The sequence below is a fragment of the Acinetobacter sp. RIT698 genome (genome assembly GCF_009668065.1).
GTDB classification, from domain to species: domain Bacteria; phylum Pseudomonadota; class Gammaproteobacteria; order Pseudomonadales; family Moraxellaceae; genus Acinetobacter; species Acinetobacter guillouiae.
Map to the genome: position 1 here is coordinate 1 of NZ_WJYH01000055.1, position 21,350 is coordinate 21,350.

General features: G+C 38.4%; 20 protein-coding genes. 5 read left to right on the forward strand and 15 right to left on the reverse strand.

From position 1 onward, the window contains the following. Positions 1-57: 57 nt before the first annotated feature. Complete coding sequence (locus tag GJV03_RS18330) at positions 58-630, reverse strand: HD domain-containing protein (protein WP_154130776.1); 573 nt, start codon at positions 628-630, stop codon at positions 58-60. 477 nt (positions 631-1,107) lie between these two features. Here GJV03_RS18330 and GJV03_RS18335 point away from each other — a divergent pair, with 477 nt between their 5' ends. Beyond that, positions 1,108-1,791 carry a Crp/Fnr family transcriptional regulator gene (locus tag GJV03_RS18335; protein ID WP_154130777.1) on the forward strand — a complete coding sequence of 228 codons (684 nt, stop codon included), beginning with the start codon at positions 1,108-1,110 and terminating at the stop codon, positions 1,789-1,791. 167 nt (positions 1,792-1,958) lie between these two features. Here the strand turns inward: GJV03_RS18335 and GJV03_RS18340 are convergent, their stop codons facing one another. The 7 genes from GJV03_RS18340 to GJV03_RS18370 all read right to left on the reverse strand — a co-directional run bounded on the left by GJV03_RS18340 (position 1,959) and on the right by GJV03_RS18370 (position 8,733). After that, on the reverse strand, positions 1,959-3,221 hold the full coding sequence (locus GJV03_RS18340; RefSeq protein WP_004723179.1) for a mechanosensitive ion channel domain-containing protein: 1,263 nt from the start codon (positions 3,219-3,221) through the stop codon (positions 1,959-1,961). 257 nt (positions 3,222-3,478) lie between these two features. Continuing rightward, positions 3,479-3,874 (reverse strand): hypothetical protein, encoded by a 396-nt coding sequence (locus GJV03_RS18345; protein ID WP_252720740.1) that lies wholly within the window; start codon positions 3,872-3,874, stop codon positions 3,479-3,481. A gap of 92 nt (positions 3,875-3,966) precedes the next feature. After that, positions 3,967-4,383, reverse strand: a complete 417-nt coding sequence (locus GJV03_RS18350) for a lysozyme inhibitor LprI family protein (RefSeq protein WP_105713345.1) — start codon at positions 4,381-4,383, stop codon at positions 3,967-3,969. Positions 4,384-4,894: 511 nt separating this feature from the next. Beyond that, entirely contained in the window at positions 4,895-6,085 is a 1,191-nt protein-coding gene (locus GJV03_RS18355) for an MFS transporter (protein ID WP_004723176.1), read from the reverse strand. A gap of 22 nt (positions 6,086-6,107) precedes the next feature. Next, entirely contained in the window at positions 6,108-6,539 is a 432-nt protein-coding gene (locus GJV03_RS18360; RefSeq protein WP_004723174.1) for a RidA family protein, read from the reverse strand. 370 nt (positions 6,540-6,909) lie between these two features. Continuing rightward, positions 6,910-7,782 (reverse strand): LD-carboxypeptidase, encoded by an 873-nt coding sequence (locus tag GJV03_RS18365; RefSeq protein ID WP_154130778.1) that lies wholly within the window; start codon positions 7,780-7,782, stop codon positions 6,910-6,912. Positions 7,783-7,806: 24 nt separating this feature from the next. Further along, positions 7,807-8,733: a DMT family transporter gene (locus tag GJV03_RS18370; protein ID WP_016539572.1), complete on the reverse strand. Its 927-nt coding sequence runs from the start codon at positions 8,731-8,733 to the stop codon at positions 7,807-7,809. 930 nt (positions 8,734-9,663) lie between these two features. Here GJV03_RS18370 and GJV03_RS18375 point away from each other — a divergent pair. The 4 genes from GJV03_RS18375 to GJV03_RS18390 all read left to right on the forward strand — a co-directional run bounded on the left by GJV03_RS18375 (position 9,664) and on the right by GJV03_RS18390 (position 13,414). Beyond that, positions 9,664-10,791 carry a Re/Si-specific NAD(P)(+) transhydrogenase subunit alpha gene (locus GJV03_RS18375; protein ID WP_004723168.1) on the forward strand — a complete coding sequence of 376 codons (1,128 nt, stop codon included), beginning with the start codon at positions 9,664-9,666 and terminating at the stop codon, positions 10,789-10,791. An 11-nt stretch (positions 10,792-10,802) separates the two neighbouring features. Further along, a complete protein-coding gene (locus GJV03_RS18380) occupies positions 10,803-11,123 on the forward strand; it encodes a proton-translocating transhydrogenase family protein (protein ID WP_004723166.1) in 321 nt (106 codons plus the stop codon). A gap of 3 nt (positions 11,124-11,126) precedes the next feature. Further along, positions 11,127-12,581 (forward strand): NAD(P)(+) transhydrogenase (Re/Si-specific) subunit beta, encoded by a 1,455-nt coding sequence (locus tag GJV03_RS18385; protein ID WP_004819021.1) that lies wholly within the window; start codon positions 11,127-11,129, stop codon positions 12,579-12,581. 125 nt (positions 12,582-12,706) lie between these two features. Beyond that, positions 12,707-13,414 carry a hypothetical protein gene (locus GJV03_RS18390; RefSeq protein ID WP_154130779.1) on the forward strand — a complete coding sequence of 236 codons (708 nt, stop codon included), beginning with the start codon at positions 12,707-12,709 and terminating at the stop codon, positions 13,412-13,414. Positions 13,415-14,011: 597 nt separating this feature from the next. Here GJV03_RS18390 and secF read toward each other — a convergent pair. The 7 genes from secF to pnuC all read right to left on the reverse strand — a co-directional run bounded on the left by secF (position 14,012) and on the right by pnuC (position 21,212). After that, positions 14,012-14,980, reverse strand: coding sequence for a protein translocase subunit SecF (gene secF, locus GJV03_RS18395; protein WP_004723159.1), 969 nt, complete (start codon positions 14,978-14,980; stop codon positions 14,012-14,014). 10 nt (positions 14,981-14,990) lie between these two features. Beyond that, positions 14,991-16,892, reverse strand: coding sequence for a protein translocase subunit SecD (gene secD, locus GJV03_RS18400; protein ID WP_154130780.1), 1,902 nt, complete (start codon positions 16,890-16,892; stop codon positions 14,991-14,993). Positions 16,893-16,945: 53 nt separating this feature from the next. Continuing rightward, positions 16,946-17,275, reverse strand: coding sequence for a preprotein translocase subunit YajC (gene yajC / locus GJV03_RS18405; protein WP_004723156.1), 330 nt, complete (start codon positions 17,273-17,275; stop codon positions 16,946-16,948). 134 nt (positions 17,276-17,409) lie between these two features. Beyond that, the gene (gene tgt / locus GJV03_RS18410) at positions 17,410-18,540 is read right to left on the reverse strand and encodes a tRNA guanosine(34) transglycosylase Tgt (protein WP_004723155.1); all 1,131 of its coding nucleotides are present in this window, start codon (positions 18,538-18,540) and stop codon (positions 17,410-17,412) included. A 275-nt stretch (positions 18,541-18,815) separates the two neighbouring features. Beyond that, positions 18,816-19,232, reverse strand: a complete 417-nt coding sequence (locus GJV03_RS18415; protein WP_056514982.1) for a hypothetical protein — start codon at positions 19,230-19,232, stop codon at positions 18,816-18,818. A 238-nt stretch (positions 19,233-19,470) separates the two neighbouring features. Further along, positions 19,471-20,484 carry an AAA family ATPase gene (locus GJV03_RS18420; RefSeq protein ID WP_105713339.1) on the reverse strand — a complete coding sequence of 338 codons (1,014 nt, stop codon included), beginning with the start codon at positions 20,482-20,484 and terminating at the stop codon, positions 19,471-19,473. An 11-nt stretch (positions 20,485-20,495) separates the two neighbouring features. Beyond that, a complete protein-coding gene (pnuC, locus tag GJV03_RS18425) occupies positions 20,496-21,212 on the reverse strand; it encodes a nicotinamide riboside transporter PnuC (RefSeq protein WP_154130781.1) in 717 nt (238 codons plus the stop codon). Positions 21,213-21,350 lie beyond the last annotated feature (138 nt).

Sequence of the window (21,350 nt, forward strand, 5' to 3'; positions counted from 1 at the left end):
GTTAAAAATCTGTTTTATAGCAACCAAGCCCATGGTTAGAGCATGGGCTTTTTATCTCTATTTACTGTTATTAATTTTTTGCATTGTTTCTGTATCCATGAGGGCACGGATACTTTTAAATAATGGATGTTTATCTGTATATTTTTCACCATAGCTAAGATTAAACTCATAATCAAAGTCATCAGGATTAATTCCTTGATTATGCTGTAAAATTGTTTCTAGCTTATCCAAAGCCTTTACTGCAACAGCTTCTTGCGTTAGACCAGCTTCATATTCTTCCCATAATCCAAGTATGGTGTTTCTTAGGGGAGCATCTAGGGATTGAGTAAGTAATAATAGATCGTTACGTTCTTGAACGTCTTTATCTGGATGGTTTTTCTTTTCAGTCGCTGGAACATCACCATTGATTGTCTCGCCTAAATCATGAACAAGACACATCTTTAAAACCCTTGAAAAGTCTAGATATTTTAATTCATCTTCAAATACAAGAGCTAACAGGGCAAGCCTCCAGGTATGCTCGGCTGTACTTTCAATTCTGCCTTTAGAGGTATGAGAGGAACGCATTATATTTTTCAGGTTTTCAGCCTCTTTCAAAAAGAGTAGACGACCTTTAATAATGTCAGTATTCATTTCGGTTTCTTATTCCTATCAAAATTATAGATTTTTACTTTTAATAAGCTTAATAAATGCTTTTTAAAGTAATCTGTTTTGATTTTGGTTACTACGAGAGCAGCTACAGGCTTATGTATTAAATAGAAGCAATCAATAACATTATGTCCAGATGACTTTTTGCTAACATCTTCAATTCAGGCATATGCGTTGATCGCTGCATTGTAAATTCATTATCCGAAGCATTGTATATGGATCAGTAAGGGGCACATCGTGACACAACCTTGGCTATTGGAGTGGTCTACAGCTTATGCTTCAAGATAAATTAAAAAAAGGACAGATGACCTTTTTTTATATTGATCGTAAAATACCTTATCTCAAGAAGATAACTTGGGTCTATGTCACTGTTTATTACCTATTATCTAGGCCTAGTATAGGTTTCAAATATTGATAAAGACTTTGTAAATATAGATAGTTTTGAATGAAGAGTCGTAAAAGATGAGGACTAGTAGTAATGATGAATTAATACAGAATTATATCGATAAGTTTTCTTTATCGCGTTATTTTTGTCCAATATTGTTAGAAAATTTCTTATTAAAACAAATAGAAGCAGGTGAGTTTCTGCTTGCACAAGGAAGCTCGCTAAGTAGCCTCTATTTACTTGTGAATGGAAAATTACAAGTAGAACATTACCAAAAAGATGGGAGTTGTGCCGTATTCTCTATTGAAAGGGCTTTTTCCGTGATTGGTGATTTAGAGCTTTTTTTAGATAGTGATATAGGTACAGTAAGTACAGTGACTGCGATTTCAAAAGCGGATATTCTCGAGATATCCTTAAGCAAAATTGAGCAATATGCGTTTAACGATCCAGCTTTTCTACGTTTTATCTGCTCTCATCTCAGTCAAAAATTATATGCTTCAACTCAACTGCTAACAAATGCAACGCTTCCAGCATTTATAAAAGTACGTAAATATTTAGCAATTAGGGCGGAAATGGAGGGGAGTATGATTCACTTGGAAAAACGTGATTCTATTGCTGCTATGTTAGGAATTTCGACCAGACAGCTAAATCGGATTTTAAAAGATTTATCAGACTTAAACATCATTCAGTTTAAAAATAAAACGTTAAAAATTTTGGATAGTGACTATCTCGCTGAAATAGAACCGATAGATCTTTTATAATTAGATAGCGGTGAAATAAATATAGAATTATGTTCAAGATATTTAGTAAAGGTTTTAGCCGTCAGTTTATGCTTTGAATTGATTATGGAGGACGCTATGAACCTTCTTTTTTCATTGCAAGCAAGCCCATGGTTATCGCATGGGCTTTTTTGATGTAAATGAACAACTCAGGACAGAAGTTCCGAGCTACTTTCAGCGTGTTTTGACAATGAACGTAAATCTGAACCAGAAGGCGCTTGATAAATCTTTAGCCCAAATTCAGGAATAATTGCCATCAGATGGTCAAATATATCAGACTGGATTGCTTCATAATCATTCCATACCGTTGTATTGGCAAATGCATAGATTTCCAGTGGTAATCCCTCACTTGTCGGTTGTAACTGACGGATAATCAGGGATTGGTTTTTAGCAATACCAGCGTGTTGCTTTAGGTAGAACTCGACATAAGCCCGAAATGTTCCAATATTGGTCAGGCGGCGCTGGTTATAGATTGACTGATCTTCAAACTGCTGATTAAAGCTGTCCAGTTCAGATTGTTTGTTATCCAGATATTGATCCAGTAACAGGAACGCTTTTAATTTCTGTTGTTCTTCATGGGTAATAAAATGAATGCTGGTTTGATCAATAAAGATTGAGCGCTTGATGCGTCTCGCCCCCAACAATTTCATCCCACGCCAGTTTTTAAAGGTGTCAGTGACCAACTTATTGGTGGGAATTGTGGTAAAGGTTTTATCAAAATTCTGTACAGTAATGGTATGTAAGGACATATCAATAACATCACCATCTGCGTTTAATGTTGGCATTTCAATCCAGTCACCGATACGAACCATGTCGTAGGAAGAGATTTGTACCGATGCCACCAAAGACAGAATCGTATTTTGAAAAACCAGTAACAATACCGCTGCCATCGCACCAAAACCAGCAAGCAGGGTAAAAACATCTTTCTTTAAGAAGGTACCCAAGATCAGCAGACCACAAACGATAAACAGAATCAGCTTGATCAGTTGAAGATAGCCTTTGATGGGCTTATTCAGTGATTTTGGATTACGTTGATAAAGCAGATTAAAGACATTTAAAAGTTCGCTGATGGCCAGTGCAATGGTCAGGAAGATAAAAGCCTGTGCAGCCATTTGTATCAGGCCAACCGCTTTTAAGGACAAATGTGGAACTGTGGTAATACCATTTAAAATAACAATGGCAGGAACAATATTCGCCACTCTGCGGATAACACTATGCTGGGAAAAAATTTCACTGTGTGCAAACTTCATTTTTGAAATAAGTTTACGTATCCCACGAACAACGACTTGTTTTGCAATATAATTTGCGACAAAGGCGAAAAAAATTAGAATTGATAATGATGTTAGCATCTCTAGCCATGGATACTGATCAGACCATTCCTGAATATTCTTTAAGAAGGCAAATTTATCCAAAAGTACAACCTCAAAATAGCAGATACGCTATTGTATTGATTGTGAATGACAATAATTTATAAAAATACTTTTTAGCTACATTCGGGCATCAATTACTTACTCAACAAGATTGACAGACTCTCAGAAAGTCCAAGTGAGTATATGAGGATGAGTATACAACCGTCGGGGATAGATAAGCCCAGTTTCACGGATCACAATATGCCAATCAATAGTACTTTATTGAATACGATGGGATGCTAAGTTTTAATTTTTAAGACTCAATAGTGGCTGATTTTATCCGCAAGATTAGCAATACGGTTCAGACGGCAAGACTGTGCATCTAACATTTGTCCCTGTCCTTCGGTTTTCGGATCCCAATTACAATACTTGTCGGTGTTTTCCCACCATGCTGCAATCTCATCCATCTGCCGGTCTTTTTTCACACTGTCTGGACGACTGATGATTTTGGCAAAGGCCTGTTGAACGCGGTTCTTATGTTGAGCATATTCTTGGTCCATACAGCTTTGCATTTCAAATGTTACTGCACCACTTTGCTTGATACATTGGCCATAACTGCTGCTTAATTTGGCATGAATATAAGAATCATCTGGAAGGGGACGAGGCATTTCATCATCGGCAAAAGCTGCAAAAGGAAGAAGAGAGATGAACAACAATGTAGTAGTTTTAAATTTTTTCATATATTTGACCTTTAGTTTTATCTCGATCTCGGTATGTGTTCTTGAATATCTTTATGCTTTGATTCGCATTATTGAAGTAAATTCAGGTAGCGTTGCAATTGTGCAGTACGGCCTGCGATACGCTGTATATCATTAAGTTCAGTTTGCAAGTTGTCTGGCTGTGATTGACCATACAGCGTTGTTTCAAGTTCAGCATCACTTTGACGTGATTGTAGCCAAATGCGTTGTGATGCAACCAGTTTTGTTTTCTGGGTAGCATTCAAATGTGATTGTAATTTTTTATAGGTACTATTCAATCGTACATCTTGACGTTCAGCCTCATCTTTTAGACAAGTTGCCTGTTCAATAATACCTTGGGCACTGTTGTCACAGTTTATAAAAGCTTGGCTTAATAAGTTTTCATTTCCTATTGGTGCAGCGAAGACCAAGCTTGAAAAACTACATAAAAAACTAATCGGTAAGCATGCTAATCGTATTTTTTTCATAAGGGATAAACTCTTGATTGATTTATCAGGATGAGTGTTGGCTGTTGTGTGAGCTGAGTAAAACCTTGCTTGAGTATCGTCAATCACGCTTTAGCAAAGACAAACAGGGATATCATTTTGACCAAAGTGTATCAATTTTAAACTTGAATAATCATGGATATTTGAATGTTTTTTCCAAAAACATAGATTGTCCTGTACGAATTTCTTTAAAGCTCTGAGATTTATCTTCCGTATAATTACTGCTCCTCAACTGTTTATTCATATAGCTTTAAGATAGTAACCCGCATATTCATTTAAATTGAAATTGTGTACATCGCATTTTTTTGGAATTTTATCGCAGACTATTGATGTGAATATATTATGACCGGTTTTTTCACACAATAGTTACAGTGAATATTATTCAAATAGAATGATTTGGGTATCCGTATTTTTATTAAAATAATCAGTCTCTTGAAAAATCAAAATCCCTCAAATTTTGAAGGATTTTGAAGGATTTTGATTTTAGAATGCTTTAAATGGTCTGTGCTCTATTGAGATATAGACGATCTAGCAGAGAAAATAGTGCAGAACCCATAACCAAACATACACCGACAAGACAAGTCATGGTCCAACCTCCATGATGCCATGCATAAACCCCTAAAGCAGAACCACATGCACCACCTGTGAAATAGGCTGTCATATAGATAGAGTTAATCCGAGATTTCGCATCTGGGCGTAAACGGAAAATGATATTTTGATTGCTGGTATGAACCACAGCGAGTCCAAAGCTAATCAGGCCATACCCTAAAATATAACTGGTGAGGTACTTTCCACCGAAATAAAGCAGCGCCCAACTGACGATCATCAACGCTACCCCAATCCATGTCAGGATACTGGTATGTCCACGGTCTGCAATTTTACCAATTTTTGCAGTGGCTAAAGCACCAAATACTCCAATGATCGTTGCAACACCAACCAAAACATCAGGTAATTTAAACGGTTCAGAAGTCAGTAAAACAGCAATCGTTGAAAATAAAATACTCATGGCTGCAAATGCAAAGCCACCAATAATTGCACGATAGACTAAACGACGTTCTTCTTTTAATAGCACACCCATCGAGTAGAAAATTTTGCCATAACTCATTTTAAACACAGGTACATGCGGCAGACGTTTTTTCAATAAATAAGCAAGTATTAACATCAATACCGCACTGACAAAGTAAATCAGTTTCCAGTTAAACAGGTTAGACAACAAACCTGCAAGGCTGGTGGAAAGCAATAACCCGACTAAAAGCCCACTCATTAAAAAGCCAACAACTTCACCTGTTTTTTCAGGTTTCACTGCCATCGTTGCAAGAGGGATTAAAACCTGAGCCGCAACTGAAAATAGACCTGTAATAATTGTGCCAACCCAAAGCATGGGTAAATTGACAGCAAAAGCACACATCAATAAACCAATCGCAGCACAAAACATTAACCAAGGAATAAATTTGATTTTATTGACAATGTCACCCATGGGCACAATGAATAAAAGACCAAGCGCATAAGATACTTGGGCAAAGGTCACTGTAAGTGCCACTTGTGATTCTGGCATGTTGAAATAGAGTTGAATCGAGTGAATCAGCGGCTGACTATAATAGTTTGCTCCTGCGCATAAACCGCAGGCAATCGCCATCAGCCAAAGTAATGCTTTATTTTGGCTAATATCGAGTTGAGCATTCATAAAAATATCCTAGTTCTTGGAGTTACATACAATAGGCAGTTGCTTCAATTTCAATGAGCATTCCTTGTAAAGCAAGACACGGGACAGGAATCAGTGTACACGCAGGGAAAGGTTGATCTTTCCAAAGTTGTTGCATTTCCTGAATTAAAAACTGATGTTTTTTGGTACTGTGATCGACCACAAGCACTCTTAAAACAGCAATATCCAATAATGATGCATCAGCCGCTTGTAGGGCATGTTGCAGATTGACAAAAGCTTGATGAACTTGTTGTGCAAAATCTTGGGATAATTGTCCTTGTTGGTTTTCACCACCTTGTCCAGATATATGCAAAATACGCAAATAATGGCGTACTTCAGCCACATGACTATACGCAAATGCTGTTGGATTATAAAGTGTATTTGGGTTAATCATTTGGAACGATTTGATCTGCGCGGATTCTGATCTGGAATTCATGGATGACTCTTTTGATTGACTGGAAATTTCCGTTAGTATCAAAGCTCAAGTTAACTTAAGGTCAAGTGAAAATATCAAGAAAAAACCGAAGCAAATGATCGTATTTATGAATGAATAATCAAGGGGCTGTTAAACAAGAAAACCGTCATATAGAAAAGTGATCAGAAGAAGCACGATGCAAGTGAAGTATTGCTCAGGATTAAAAGTATATAGGTTGTTTATCTTTGCTTTGATACTCTTAGGAAATCCCAGTAAGCACTGACTAGGATTCCGCATAGGTCTATCTTAAGCAAGGTATTGGCTATTTTTATATTCAATGAGCTGAAATAGCCCTGTACTAAAATAACCCAGTCATTAAATAACCTAGCCGTTAAATAATGAGTTGTGAATCTACAATCTTGCCCGTTTTCCCTAACCAAAATGGACGGTTGACTTCACCATGACCAAACCAGTCACATTGGTAAAGTGGGATGTGCAGTGGATCGAGATGTTCTTTCACAATCTCAACAATACTTTGCGGGACATTTTTTTGTGGGCATTGATAAAAATCACCCAAGACCAAAGCCTTTAAGTTTGAAGTATCAATACTTTGTAGGAGCTGAGTCAATGAACGTTCAATTCGATAATAGGGTTCGCCTACATCTTCAATCAGTAAAACACTCGGCTGATTCAGTTTTAAGGCAGAAGGTGTGCCTTGTAAAGTACACAGTACAGTAAGATTTCCGCCTAAGATTTTAACTTCTTCAATGTGCTGATCTTGAGCAAAACCATTTGCGCTGGATAAGGGATAATGACCGTGTTGGTTTATATCCGCGGATAACAGGCTGATGGTTTTCAAAGCATCATACGACAGAGGACTATTGTCTAAATTTTTAACGGCAATTTCCTGAAATACAGGCGCATGTAAAGATTGCCCATGATGCATCGCAATATAGTTTAATAACACGGTTGTATCTGAATAGCCAATAATGGGTTTATTTAAAATCCACTCATCTAAAAATGGCAATAACATTGCAGCGCCAGTACCACCACGACCACACCAAATTGCATCAATGTCTGGATCTATACATGCCTGTTTTAAATCTTGAATACGTTGTTCAACTGTACCTGCCAAATAGCGATGTTGTGAAAATACATGTTCACCCAAACTGACTGTATGACCTAACTGTTCCAAATGCGACTGTGCCAACTGGATATTTTCAACATCTACACAGGCACTCGGCGATACAATTTTAAAATGCATATTCCTTCCAAGTTTCTGCACAATTTAGTGTGCAAGTTTCTTTTTAGACAAAGTAATCATCATGACACCGATGATATTCAGTAAACAACCAAACCATTGTATCGCATTCATATGCTCACCGAGCAATGCCACAGCCAAAATAATGGTTAGGATCGGGCCTATCGAACCAATCATGGCTGCTTGAGCAGCACCTAAACGAGAAATACTTTGCGCGACCAAAATCGTCGGTAAAACCGTCACCAATAAGCCTAAGGCGATACCATACCAAATGACTTGTATCGGAAGTTGAGTAAGCAGTTGAATTGGCTGGGGTGTTGCAATGATAAAATGGGTTAGCGTACCAAAACATGCAATGCTTAATGCCAAACCAGTGTAATTCCATGAACCAAATTTTTGAATTAAACGTGGGGTCATGAGTAAGTACGTCGCAAAACAGACCGCACTGGCAAAGACTAAACTCACGCCTAGCCAGAAATTTCCTTCATGCGGTACTGTGCTTTGCTCTTGCAGCATCACAATCACTGTACCACCATAGCTTAATGCAATCGCTAGTATGGTTCTAAAGTTGAGTTTTTGCTTATAAATAAAGCTTGTGGCAATCACTGTCAGTGTTGGATAGAGAAATAAAATAATACGTTCTAACGAAGCACTGATATACATCAGACCAGCGAAGTCGAGCCAACTTGAAAGGTAATAGCCCATCAAACCAGCAGCAACCAATAAGGCCCAGTCTTTTCCTGTCATATTTTTATTATGATGGCGATTGAACCAACACAGTAAAAGGAAAAAAGGCAGGGCACTTGCCATTCGCAATGCCATAAGCACGGTGCTGTCAACCAATGGTGATAATGCGTAAGCCTGTTTAATAAAAATAGCTTTGGTACTAAATAAGAAAGCCGCACCAAGTGCGAAAATCGAACCGAGTTGGGTACTGGATAAAGAAAGTTTCATGAATTTGACTGCATTGACGATGTCGCTATACGACATGTAAATTTGAACAAGCAGTATAAATGTTGTTTTCAATCAGTGGAAATACAAAAAAAGAATGAATTGGCGCAATAAAAGGAATATAAAACACACTTGCTTACTTCTTTTTGTGTGGATTTAAGTAGCATTTAAATAGATTGAAATAAAAATTGTATAAAAATCAACCTTGAAATCCTTGTTTATAAACTGCTCAAATTCAATATGCTGTTTTTTGCACAAAAAAGGTGCAACATCGTAATGGTTGGTTCAAGCTGTTCGAGTATTATTAACTGACAAAATGGCAAATAAAAAAAAACTAAAATTTTTTGTAATTGCTTTAGACTCAGTTCTAGAGTAATTCTAATGGTTATTCCAAGTACTTTTTTTTATTAATGAAATTAAAAAATGTAATAAAAACCGACTTACATTTTTGACGGAAAAAATGATAGAAAAGGCCAATATAAGCTGATAAAAAAAACATGTAATTTGTCAGAAAGGTCAATAGGGATGTTAGTTTTTGTGCTAAATCTATTGTTTTATGGAGTATTTAAACAACAAGCTGGAATGCTTAAAAGTGAATCATACTGCTGTAAATGCCAATCAGTAGGGTAGGGTAAGCAGCTTAAAATATCCAAATAAGCTTAAAAAAACATCATTTTTAAAAATTGGAGACAGGATATGTCAAAAAAACTGAGCAGGATAATACGAGAAAAATACAATAAATTGAATATAGGGTATGTCGCACAATTATATTTATGAATCATCAGTTCAAAATATGGGTATTTATTAAATAAATATTGGGTGGTATTTTAAAAAAGTTCAATTAGAATCCAAAAATTCATAACAACGCATCTGGGGGAAACATCGGGTTATTTACGATGTTTACTTGAAGAAAAATTAGCTTGAGGAACGCTCATGCAGATTGGAATCCCAAAAGAATCTGTCGTCGGTGAAAACCGCGTAGCCGCTACGCCAGAGACAGTAAAAAAGTTGATTAGTGCTGGTCATAGTATTGTCATTGAACGAGGCGCTGGTAAAAAAGCGGCTTATATTGACAGTGCTTATGAACAAGTCGGCGCTAAAATTACAGATGATGCCTATACAGGTAGTCAAATTATTTTGAAAGTCCGTGCACCACAAGGTGAGGAAATTCAAAAGCTTGCCGCAGGAACAGCTGTGGTAGCTATGTTTGACCCATACCGTAATACTGAACTTGACCAATTTGCGTCACAACAAGTGTCTGCATTTGCGTTAGAGCTTTTGCCACGAACACTGTCTCGTGCGCAAAATATGGATGTGTTGTCTTCTCAAGCCAACCTAGCAGGTTATAAGTCGGTGTTATTGGCCGCTGCGGAATATCAACGTATGTTCCCAATGCTGATGACCGCTGCAGGTACTGTGAAACCCGCTCGTATCGTGATTATGGGTGTGGGTGTCGCAGGTCTTCAAGCCATTGCAACTGCAAAACGCTTAGGCGCAGTTGTTGAAGCAACAGATTTACGTCCAACTGCACGTGACCAAGTCGAATCGCTTGGTGGTAAGTGGTTAGATGTACCGATGTCTGATGAAGAAAAACAAAAAGCTGCCGATGCCGCTAAAAATGGTTATGGCTGGATGCCAGGCGAGCAATATATTCAAGACCAAGCCATCATCGTAGATAAAGCCGTGTCAAATGCAGACATCGTGATTACTACTGCGTTGTTGCCAGGTCGTGATGCGCCTCGCTTAATCAAAGCTGAAACTGTTGCCAAAATGAAACCAGGTTCAATCATCCTAGATATGGCAGTTGAATCAGGCGGCAACGTTGAAGGTTCTAAGAATGGTGAAAATGTTGTCACTGACAATGGCGTGACGATTTTAGGTATTCCAAATATTCCTTCTACAGTATCGACAGAAGCTTCGGCACTGTATGCACGTAATGTTTTCAATTTCGTAGAAACTTTGTTTGATCAAGAGAAAAACTTTGCCATCAATCAACAAGACGAAATTCAAAAAGCACTTCTAGTAACTCATGGCGGTCAAGTACTGCTGAAGCGTGGTTAAGGAGAGTCATCATGGTTGAAACTATTACTATTTTCGTCTTAGCCATCTTTGTTGGTTACTACGTGGTTTGGGGTGTAACCCCTGCATTGCATACGCCATTAATGGCTGTAACCAATGCATTGTCCTCAATTATCGTTGTAGGTGCGATGATACAAACTGTTGGAATTCCTGGTGTTGTAGACGCAAGTGTACAATTCCAGTCCGTGAATGTTGTTAGTGTACTTGGTGCAATTGCAGTGTTCTTGGCAAGTATTAACATTTTTGGTGGCTTCGCAGTGACTGCACGTATGCTTGAAATGTTTAAGCCAAAACAAAAGAAAAAAGAGGGCTAATCTATGGAAATCATTCGAGAATATGCAGATTGGTTCTACCTTGTCGGTGCTGTCCTTTTTATCTTAACGTTACGTGGTCTTTCAGGTCCTAAAACTGCGATTGCTGGTAACCGTTACGGTATGATTGCCATGGCGATTGCGGTAATCACCACATTCTTTGTTGCAGATCATCCTGTTGTATGGATGATTGGTGGTGCAATGGTGTTGGGTGCAATTGTCGGTATTGCGCGTGCACGTACAGTTCCAATGACACAAATGCCAGAAACAGTAGCATTGATGCACTCACTTGTAGGTTTGGCTGCGGTACTGATTGCGATTGCTGCAATTTTACATAATAACCAACTGACTGCTTTGTTTGCGCAAAACGAATCTGCTTTAACGGCTGCTGGTGTACAGCATGCGCATATGAGTAAAGTTCATTTATTTGAATTATTCGTCGGTTGTTTCGTTGGTGCGATTACCTTTACTGCATCTGTATTTGCTTATGGTAAGTTAGCTGCAAAGAAATGGGCAAAAACCATTTCAGGTGCTTGGGTTAAACCCGTTCAAGCGATCATTTTTCTGGCTATGCTGGCGTGTGGTGTGTACTTCTTTACCACAGGTAACATGCAAGCATTCTGGGCAATGACTGCACTGGCATTGGCATTTGGTTGGGTTTGGATTGCACCAGTTGGTGGCGGTGATATGCCAGTGGTAGTTTCGCTACTGAACTCATTCTCTGGTTGGGCTGCGGCAGGTATTGGTTTCACACTTGAAAACAACATGCTGATTGTTGCGGGTTCACTGGTGGGTTCATCAGGTGCGATTCTGTCTTACATCATGTGTAAAGCAATGAACCGTTCAATCATCAATGTATTGTTTGGTGGTGCGATGGGTGGTACGGCTGTAGCATCGGTTGATAAAGGTGAGCAAGTTCAACGTAATTACCGTTCTGGTTCTGCGGATGATGCTGGCTTCTTGATGTCAAATGCTGACAGCGTTGTGATTGTACCGGGTTATGGTATGGCGCAAGGTCGTGCACAAAATGCAGTGAAAGAATTGTGTGAAATCTTGAAAGAGCAAGGTGTAACGGTTCGTTTTGCAATCCATCCAGTTGCGGGTCGTATGCCTGGTCATATGAACGTATTGTTGGCTGAAGCTGATGTTGCTTATGAAGACATCTTGGAAATGGATGAGATCAACTCTGATTTCCCTGCGACTGATGTTGTACTGGTGATTGGTGCGAATGACGTTGTTAACCCTGCGGCTAAAGATGATCCTACTTCACCAATTTATGGTATGCCGATTCTTGAAGCACATAAAGCACGTACCATTATGGTGATCAAGCGCTCTATGGCAACAGGTTATGCAGGTTTAGACAATGACTTATTCTACAATGACAAAACCATGATGATCTTTGGTGATGCCAAGAAAGTTGTTGAAGAGATGACAAAAGCAATCAATGGTGGTGGGCACTAAGCCGCTATAGGATTAAATCTACCCCAACCCTCCTTTGATAAAGGAGGGAGCCTAACCGCCTTCGGGCGGTTTTTTATTTAAGCAATTTTAATGCTATGATTTTGATAAAATTGACTGAATAAAAAATGATGAATCAACCATTTAAAATAATCTGTAAAAGCTTAGGTATCTATTTGGTATTTTCCTTATCTATAACGCATGCACAAGTTTTTGAAATTCAAGATGGCTCGAAACACTATGATGCCGTAATTGATATTGCATGTGAAAAAGATGAATGTGGGGCAAAGGCCGAAGTAAAGCTATTTAAAAAGGGCAGTAAAGCGGTATTTCAAGCATTTCACTCTGATGAACTGACTATGTATTTGGACGAAAAGTTTAAACCGAGTGTTAATGTTATACAGCTTTATGGCGAGCAAAGCCCTTTGATTTTTGATGATTTTAACTTCGATGGAACAGAAGACTTCGCGATTAGAAACGGCAATTATGGTTCTTATGGCGGTCCTGTGTATGACATTTACGTATTTAATCAAAGCAAGAATAAACTTGTTTTAAGTCAGGAACTGTCTGCACTCACTCAAGAAAATTTAGGTATGTTCGAGCTAGACAAAAAGCGCAAACGTATCATCACCTTTAATAAAAGTGGCTGTTGCTACCATATTCGTTCTGAGTATCAAGTTGTACCTAGAAAAGGTTTATTGCTGGTTCGAGAGTTTATTGAGGATGCAACCTCACCAAAAGGTGATCAAGTTGAAGTCACAGATCGTAATTTAATTAATGGAAAATGGAAGGAAAAAACCAAGTATTACCCAACTGCAAAATATTATGCTCAGTAGTCACAATTTACCTCGTATCGCTATTTTGTGTTGACCTATAGCCAAACTACCTAATTGTTCATACACGTGACTTGCATCGAGTCATTGATCAGAAATGAAGCATATATTTTTGTATAAACTTTTAGAAACTATTGGTTATCAATTGGTTTTTTTGCTTTTGGATCCTAGATGGTTATCCTACCGTGGGGCGACATGGATGTCGCCGTTGGGCGGGGGTATATGAGCAAAAATAAAGCACTGCTTTGTTTGCAGCGCAAGAGCCCTGTTAAACGAAAGATTTTTGTCATCTTTTCATCTTTGAAAAGTGAGGCATCGCCTGCGCAAAGGTATTTAAACTTTGAATGTAAGGTGTGGCATTGCAAGCTTTTTATAATCAAAAAAATTATTCTTCCATATAATTGATTTAATTAAAAAATATTAACTAAGAGAAATTATATTCTTGTGTATGAGTTTTTTGATAGGTTGACTATAGCGTGATGCTGAATTGTGGGGCAGAGTAAGGTCTTATGAATAGAACAACTTCTTTGCGTTGTGATGTTAAATTTTAAGCATAAAAAAGCCCATCCAAAGATGAGCTTTTTTAATTAAAACTGAAACTTAATGAGGAATATGCTCTTCATCTTCGAATTCAGGTTTAACTTGTACAATAAAGTCTTGACGGTTAAGACCACGCCACAATGCAAATGCAGTACCGATATAGATTGAAGAATACGTACCCACAAATACACCAATAAACATGGCAACTGAGAACCAGTGTAAGCCATCACCACCCAAGAACATCATTGCAAGTACAACCAGCAATAATGTCATCGAGGTATGAATGGTACGTTTTAAGGTTTCAGTTAAGGCAATATTCACAATTTCTAACGGTGTCGCGCCACGAATCTTACGGAAGTTTTCACGGATACGATCCGATACAACAATGTTATCGTTTAACGAGAAACCGATTAAGGCAAGAATAGCCGCTAAAACAGTAAGGTCAAATGGCCATTGCATCATTGCAAAAATACCAATCGTTACGATCACATCGTGCAGTAATGAAAGCACTGCACCAACTGCAAGTTTAAACTCAAAGCGAATGGTCACGTAGATCAGCATAAGTAGCATTGCAAGTGCTACAGCACCTGCAGAGCGTAAATATAGCTCATTACCGACTTGACCACCGACAGAGTCAACCTTATGAACAACGGCAGTGTTATTCGGCAGTTGAACCGCTTTGGTGATGGTATTACTTAAGTCTTCAACTTTAAGGTCTTGCGCTGGCATACGTACAATTAAGTCTTTATTTGAACCTAATGTTTGTACAACTGCATCTTTAAAGCCGGCTTTATCCAAATTCGAAATCACGTCTGCTGGTTTTGCTGCATATTGATAGTTCAATTCTGCAGAAACACCACCAGTAAAATCTAAACCAAGATTTAAGCCTTTGGTTGCAATAAAGAAGATACTTGCAATGGTCAAAAGGATTGAGATGATTGCCGCTGGTTTGGCAATCTTCATGAAATTAATTACATGCTCATCATCAGGGCGACCATATTTCTTTTTCGGTTGAGTCACATCAGTCATCTTCGATCTCCTATATGCTCAACTTATTCAAGTTACGTTTTCTGCCATATACCAATTGAACAATTGCACGTGTTACTGTAATTGCAGTAAACATTGAGCAAATAATACCAATCATCAGCGTTACAGCGAAGCCTTTGATCGGACCTGTACCAATAGCAAACAGAATAAATGCAACCAAGAATGTGGTTAAGTTTGAGTCGAGAATGGTGTTATAGGCTCGATCATAACCGGCAATAATGGCCTGTTTGGGCGAGGCCCCCCAGCGCATTTCTTCTCGTATTCGCTCACAGATCAGTACGTTGGCATCGACCGCCATACCAATGGTGATTACGATACCGGCAATACCTGGCAAGGTCAGTGAAGCCCCGATCCAAGACATGATGGTGAGAAGCATTGCCAAGTTAATCACCAATGCTACATCCGCAATTAAACCAAATAGACGGAAGAACACGATCATCCAGATTGCAACAAGCAGGAAACCAACTTGAGTTGATAATACGCCTTTATCGATGTTCTCTTGCCCCAAACTTGGACCAACAACACGTTCTTCTACAAAGTACATTGGTGCAGCTAAAGCACCAGCACGTAACATCAATGCAAGTTCAGCCGCTTCTTGAGGAGAATCTAAACCGGTAATACGGAAAGATGAACCTAAAACAGCTTGAATATTTGCAGCATTGATTACCACAGATTCAGTATATGGTGTGCGAACTTCTGTCATCGCACCTGTAACTGGATCAGCAACAGAGGTGATTTTTTGTTTATTTTCAATAAACAAAACCGCCATACGTTTGCCAACAGCAGTACGGGTTGCATCTGACATCAACTTACCACCAGCAGTATCTAAAGTAATATTTACTTCAGCGCCACCACTATCTTGGCTAAAACCACTTGATGCATTTTGTACACGTTCACCCGTAAGGATACGGCTGCGATTTAATAATAGTTCACGACCACTGTCCAAAGATTCGTAAGCAAAAACTTCAGTACCTGGCGGTAAAGGTTGACCATTATATTTACCTGTGAAACGGTCAATATATTGATCATTTAAATCAGATACTAAACGGAATTCAAGGTTTGCAGTACGCCCCAAGACACGTTTAGCTTCGGCAGTATCTTGTACACCAGGCAATTCAACCACAATACGGTTGCTACCTTGGCTTTGTACCAATGCTTCAGCCACACCTAACTCATTAATACGGTTACGTAAAGTCGTTAAGTTTTGGTTAAGTGCATAAGATTGAATATCTTGCTTGGTCGCATCGTTATAAGTCAACTTAAGCGTAGAACCTGTATCCGTTGCTAAAGCTTGTTGATTGAACTTATTCCCATCACGACGTAAAAAGTCCATTACCGCTGCACGGTCATCATTATTTGCAAACTGAATCGTAATGGTATTGTTGTTCAATGAAAGACTATTAAATTTAATCTTATTGTCACGGAACTCACGACGTAAGTCTGTTGCTGAGGTTTCCATACGTTGTGCAATAGCTTTGTCCATATCTACTTCAAGTAAGAAATGAACACCACCACGTAAGTCCAAACCAAGCTTCATTGGCTTAGCGCCAATTTTTTGCAACCACTCAGGTGTGGTTGGTGCAAGGTTTAATGCAACGGTATAGTTCTCACCCAAACCTTTGCTGAGGACATCTTTTGCTTTTAACTGTGCTTCAGACGTATTTAAACGCAGAAGGGCAGCATTGTTGGTGAAGGTATTATCATGACTGCTAATATTTTCACTTTTTAAAATTTGCTCTGCTTTTTGTATGACAGTCTGATCAATTGTGGTACCAGCCTTGGCACCAGAAATTTGAACAGCAGGTTCGTCAGGATACAAACTCGGCAGCGCATATAATGTACTGATCACTAGTACCACTAGAATCAATATATATTTCCATGCAGGGTAACGCATTCGCTTTCTTCTTAAAATGAAAAAGTCGTGCTAAGTGCACGACCGTTTTATGATTAAAGGTTATTTAATGTGCCTTCAGGGAGTACTGAAATAACACTTGCACGTTGAACTTTGACTTCATTTCCTTTGCTTAATTCAACCACTGCAAAGTCGCCATCAATTTTTAGGATACGACCCATTAAGCCGCCTGCAAAGACAATTTCACTGCCAACACCTAAGCTTTCGATTAAAGTACGGTGTTCTTTTGCACGTTTTGCTTGAGGACGCCAGATGAGAAAATAAAAGATTGCAACAAATACTACAATCATCAATATGTTTGCCATCATGCCTGGGCCTTGTGCAGGCGCTGCTGCAGCGTGAGCAGAAGAAATAAATAAGCTCATTCTAATTTCCTAATGTTAAAAATTATCTGCCATTTTCATGGCTTTTAAATTGACTTGTTCAGCAATTTACCTTGTCTTGGGTTTCAGCGCAAATACTGTTGAATTAATCTTCAATTCAACTTTATATTGGGGCATTAGTCAGCAGGACAAGGAGGAACTTCTAAACCGCGACGTTGATAGAAATCAGTCACGTATTCATCAAAAGTTCCCTGATCTAAAGCATCACGAATATCTTGGGTAAAACGTTGGTAATAACGTAAATTGTGGATCGTGCCCAACATTGAACCGAGCATTTCACCACATTTTTCTAAATGGAATAAATAAGCACGGGTGAAGTTGGTACAGGTATAACAGTCGCAATGTGGATCCAGTGGGCTTTGATCATGACGATATTGGCTGTTACGAATTCGAACTAGACCATCGGTAACAAAATAATGACCATTACGTGCATTTCGAGTTGGCATGACACAGTCGAACATATCGACACCACGACGAATTGCTTCAACGATATCTTCTGGTTTACCCACACCCATCAAATAACGCGGTTTATCTTCTGGCATTTTTGCAGGCAGATAATCCAAAACTTTGATCATTTCTTCTTTGGGTTCACCCACAGATAAACCACCAATCGCAAAGCCATCAAAATCAATTTCTTTAAGACCGTTTAAAGACTCTTCACGAAGGTCTTCATACATACCGCCTTGAATGATTCCAAACAATGCGTTTCTATTTTTTAAAACATCGTGATGTTGTGTTTTACAACGCTTCGCCCAACGTAATGACAGTTGAAGCGATTTCTGTGCTTCTTCATGGGTTGCTGGGTATGGCGTACATTCATCAAAAATCATCACAATATCTGAGTTCAATGTATGTTGAATATCCATTGAAATTTCAGGAGATAAAAAGACTTTTGAACCATCGATAGGTGAGCGGAAAGTAACCCCTTCTTCCTTGATTTTACGCATAGCACCCAGACTGAAGACTTGGAAGCCGCCTGAATCAGTAAGAATCGGTTTGCCCCATTTCATAAACTCATGCAAACCGCCATGTTCACGGATAACATCTAGTCCAGGACGTAAATAAAGATGGAAGGTATTGCCTAAAATAATTTGTGCTTTGATATCTTCGATATCGCGTGGCAACATGCCTTTAACTGTGCCATAAGTTCCCACAGGCATGAACACAGGTGTTTCAATCACACCATGTTCTAAAGTTAAACGACCACGACGAGCACGCCCCGACTGACCTAATTTTTCAAACTTCATAAATAACCTAAATCTGGCGAAAAAACAGTTCGCTGATTGATAATTGCAAAAGGGGGCTATTTTCCCTGATTTTATGGTCGAATACCAGTCATGTTGTTTTTCATAATGTTAAATTTAAAATTATTGATTTAGCGCCTTGAACATCAATAGATTGATACGAGAATCATTTTTTTATCGTTGAATAATTATTGTTTGAATATCAAGGTATTATTTTTATACAGCTAAAAAGCGAACTGTAGTTCGCTTTTTAGCTTAGATTTGGACAAGATAGAAAATTAGTCTTTTGCCTTACGGCCGATAATGATCAAGGCGATAACTCCCAGAATCATGATGAATATTCCATAATGATTCCAAAAATTACGCTGCATTTTATTTTCTTGGTATTCAGGATTTTTACTTAAGGTTGAAATGACATCATCAGGTAATTCATAAAACGTATCTGGTTCTGCATCGGTCATGCCGACTAAGGTGCAGTCCCATGTTTTGACATCTGCCCATAAGATCCCAAAGTGACTACATTTATATCCTGCATTTAAACTTTTAAGATCTTCATATTGACTTAATACTTCTTGTGGAAATGGGCCAACCTTAAACATTTCATCGCCTGTATTGAAAACTAACAGGCCTTTCGCTTGAGCAGGGGCTTGCCAGAGAAAACACAGACATAACATCATGAATAATTTTTTTAACATTTGATTTACTCCAATCTTTAGATTGTCTTTTTATTAAGTTGATCATTTTAAGTTGATCGTTTTGTTCTAAAAATAGTCATTTTTTAGCGGTTTGAAAATATCAGAAAATGATCGAAATGTCATTTTTTATATTGAAAATAAACAGGATTATGGCTGAATTTTTATTCAAATTTCCACATGGTGATTTAGGCGATATGTTTCGAGTCAAATATACTCAATCGCCATAATCGATTCCTGATCATGGCTTTAAAGCTGATCCAAAAAAATTGTTGAATTTATCAAACTGATTTAGCACTTGTTCAACCTTGGCAATCCGTTGTTCTAAACTTCCTGTTAAAGCGATGTATGGAATCCGACGTTGTTTGAGATCCGCAATAATTTGCTGATGAAAAATAGCTCTTTTTTGGGGGCCGCTACGATCCCAAGTGTCGTCATAAGCAATATCATCTTCACACAAGAAAAATAAGTCATAGCGCTGTGCATTTTCGAGTGCAAGTTGTTTGAGGTGCTCAGGTAATCGTCCATGATAATCCATACAAAACATCGCTGTGGTTATCGCGTTGGTATCTACAAATAAATAACGGTTTGCATCTAAAGTGACCTGATCTTCATAGGCGATATGACGATCTGCAATAATATTGAAATCTTCAAAACCGATACGACGATCAACTTGGTGAGTTTCCCAATATTCACGCCCATATTCTGGGGCAAAAGTTGTTGCATACTTTTTCGCAAGCGCTTCAACCAGAGTCGACTTGCCTGTAGACATTGCACCGACAAAGACGACTTTGCTAATCAAATCTGCATAGACACAGTTGGGGATAAATTTCCGATTTTGAAAGGCATTTGCTCGAATCATTGTAGCGGAGATCGGCACCTGTAGACGTGACTCATCCACTCTACGATCAATTGCATTGAGTGCAGTGCTGACATGCTCACCATAAAATTCACTACTATAAAAATGCGAAATTTTCACGCCATTGAGCTTTTGAATGATGTAATTTTCTTGTTCTATTTCAAACGCCCGATCATTGGAATATCCCTCAGGCCCATCCCATGCTTCAATTACATGAATTTGAGGAAATAAATCTCGGATCCATTGGGCGCGAATGTTTAAGGGGATAGTTGTAATTGAACTTTGATAGATCAATACATACAGCTCATCCACTTCTTGTAATGCTGTTTCAAATACATGCATATGACCTGCATGTAAGGGTGCATATTTACCGAGTGTTAGTCCGATTTTTTTCATAGTTTTTAAATTCAATAGGATGAGTTTGAATAGTTTTGTGCAAGTTTGTTCCAGTTATAGTGGCCATAGATGGCATTGATCAGAAAGGCCGACCACATCAATAACATCATTGCACCATCACCACTACCATCAAGGGTTCGGATCGCCCACATTAAAATACTGAAGATATTTAAAGTAATATAGAACCACCATTGCTCTTTAAAACGCAGCAGCATTAAAATCGTTGCTGTGATTGCAAGGATATTGGTGGTTGCATCTATATAAGGCGTATTTTGAGTGGGAATTTGGGCAAGCAGATAACCGAGTATCGCAATACAACCTATATTGCTCAGGATGATCAAAATCAAATAAGCCTGCCGAAGGGTATAGGCCTGTTGTAATTGTTTTTCTTTGGTATGTTTCTGCCAAAGTAGCATGCCGATCAAAGCGGTTGGGACAAAGAATAAGAGATTTAGTCCCATTTCGCCATAAAGCCCGTTGTTATAGCAAATCCATGCATAAGCACAGCTATTAAATAAACCAAAACTATAATTGAGAATATTGCCTTTTGCTGCTAATACCACACAGAGAATTCCGCTGAGTAATACCACGAAATTAAACCATGTATCCTGTTGAACTAAGGTAATGATACAGCCGATGAAAATAAAACTAAAAAGCCAAACAATCTCAAATACATTCCAGTTTTTGAAAAGAAGGTGAAAGAGGGAGGGGGAAAAGAGTTTCAACATAGGGTTGGTAATTCTAAGTAATACTGTTGGTGTTATTTGCTGGTAATTTATACCCGATTTAAATCCTACAGACGATTTGAAATTTTAGTTTAATCGCATGCAAGGACTGGATTGTTGACCATTGTTTTTTACCAAGCT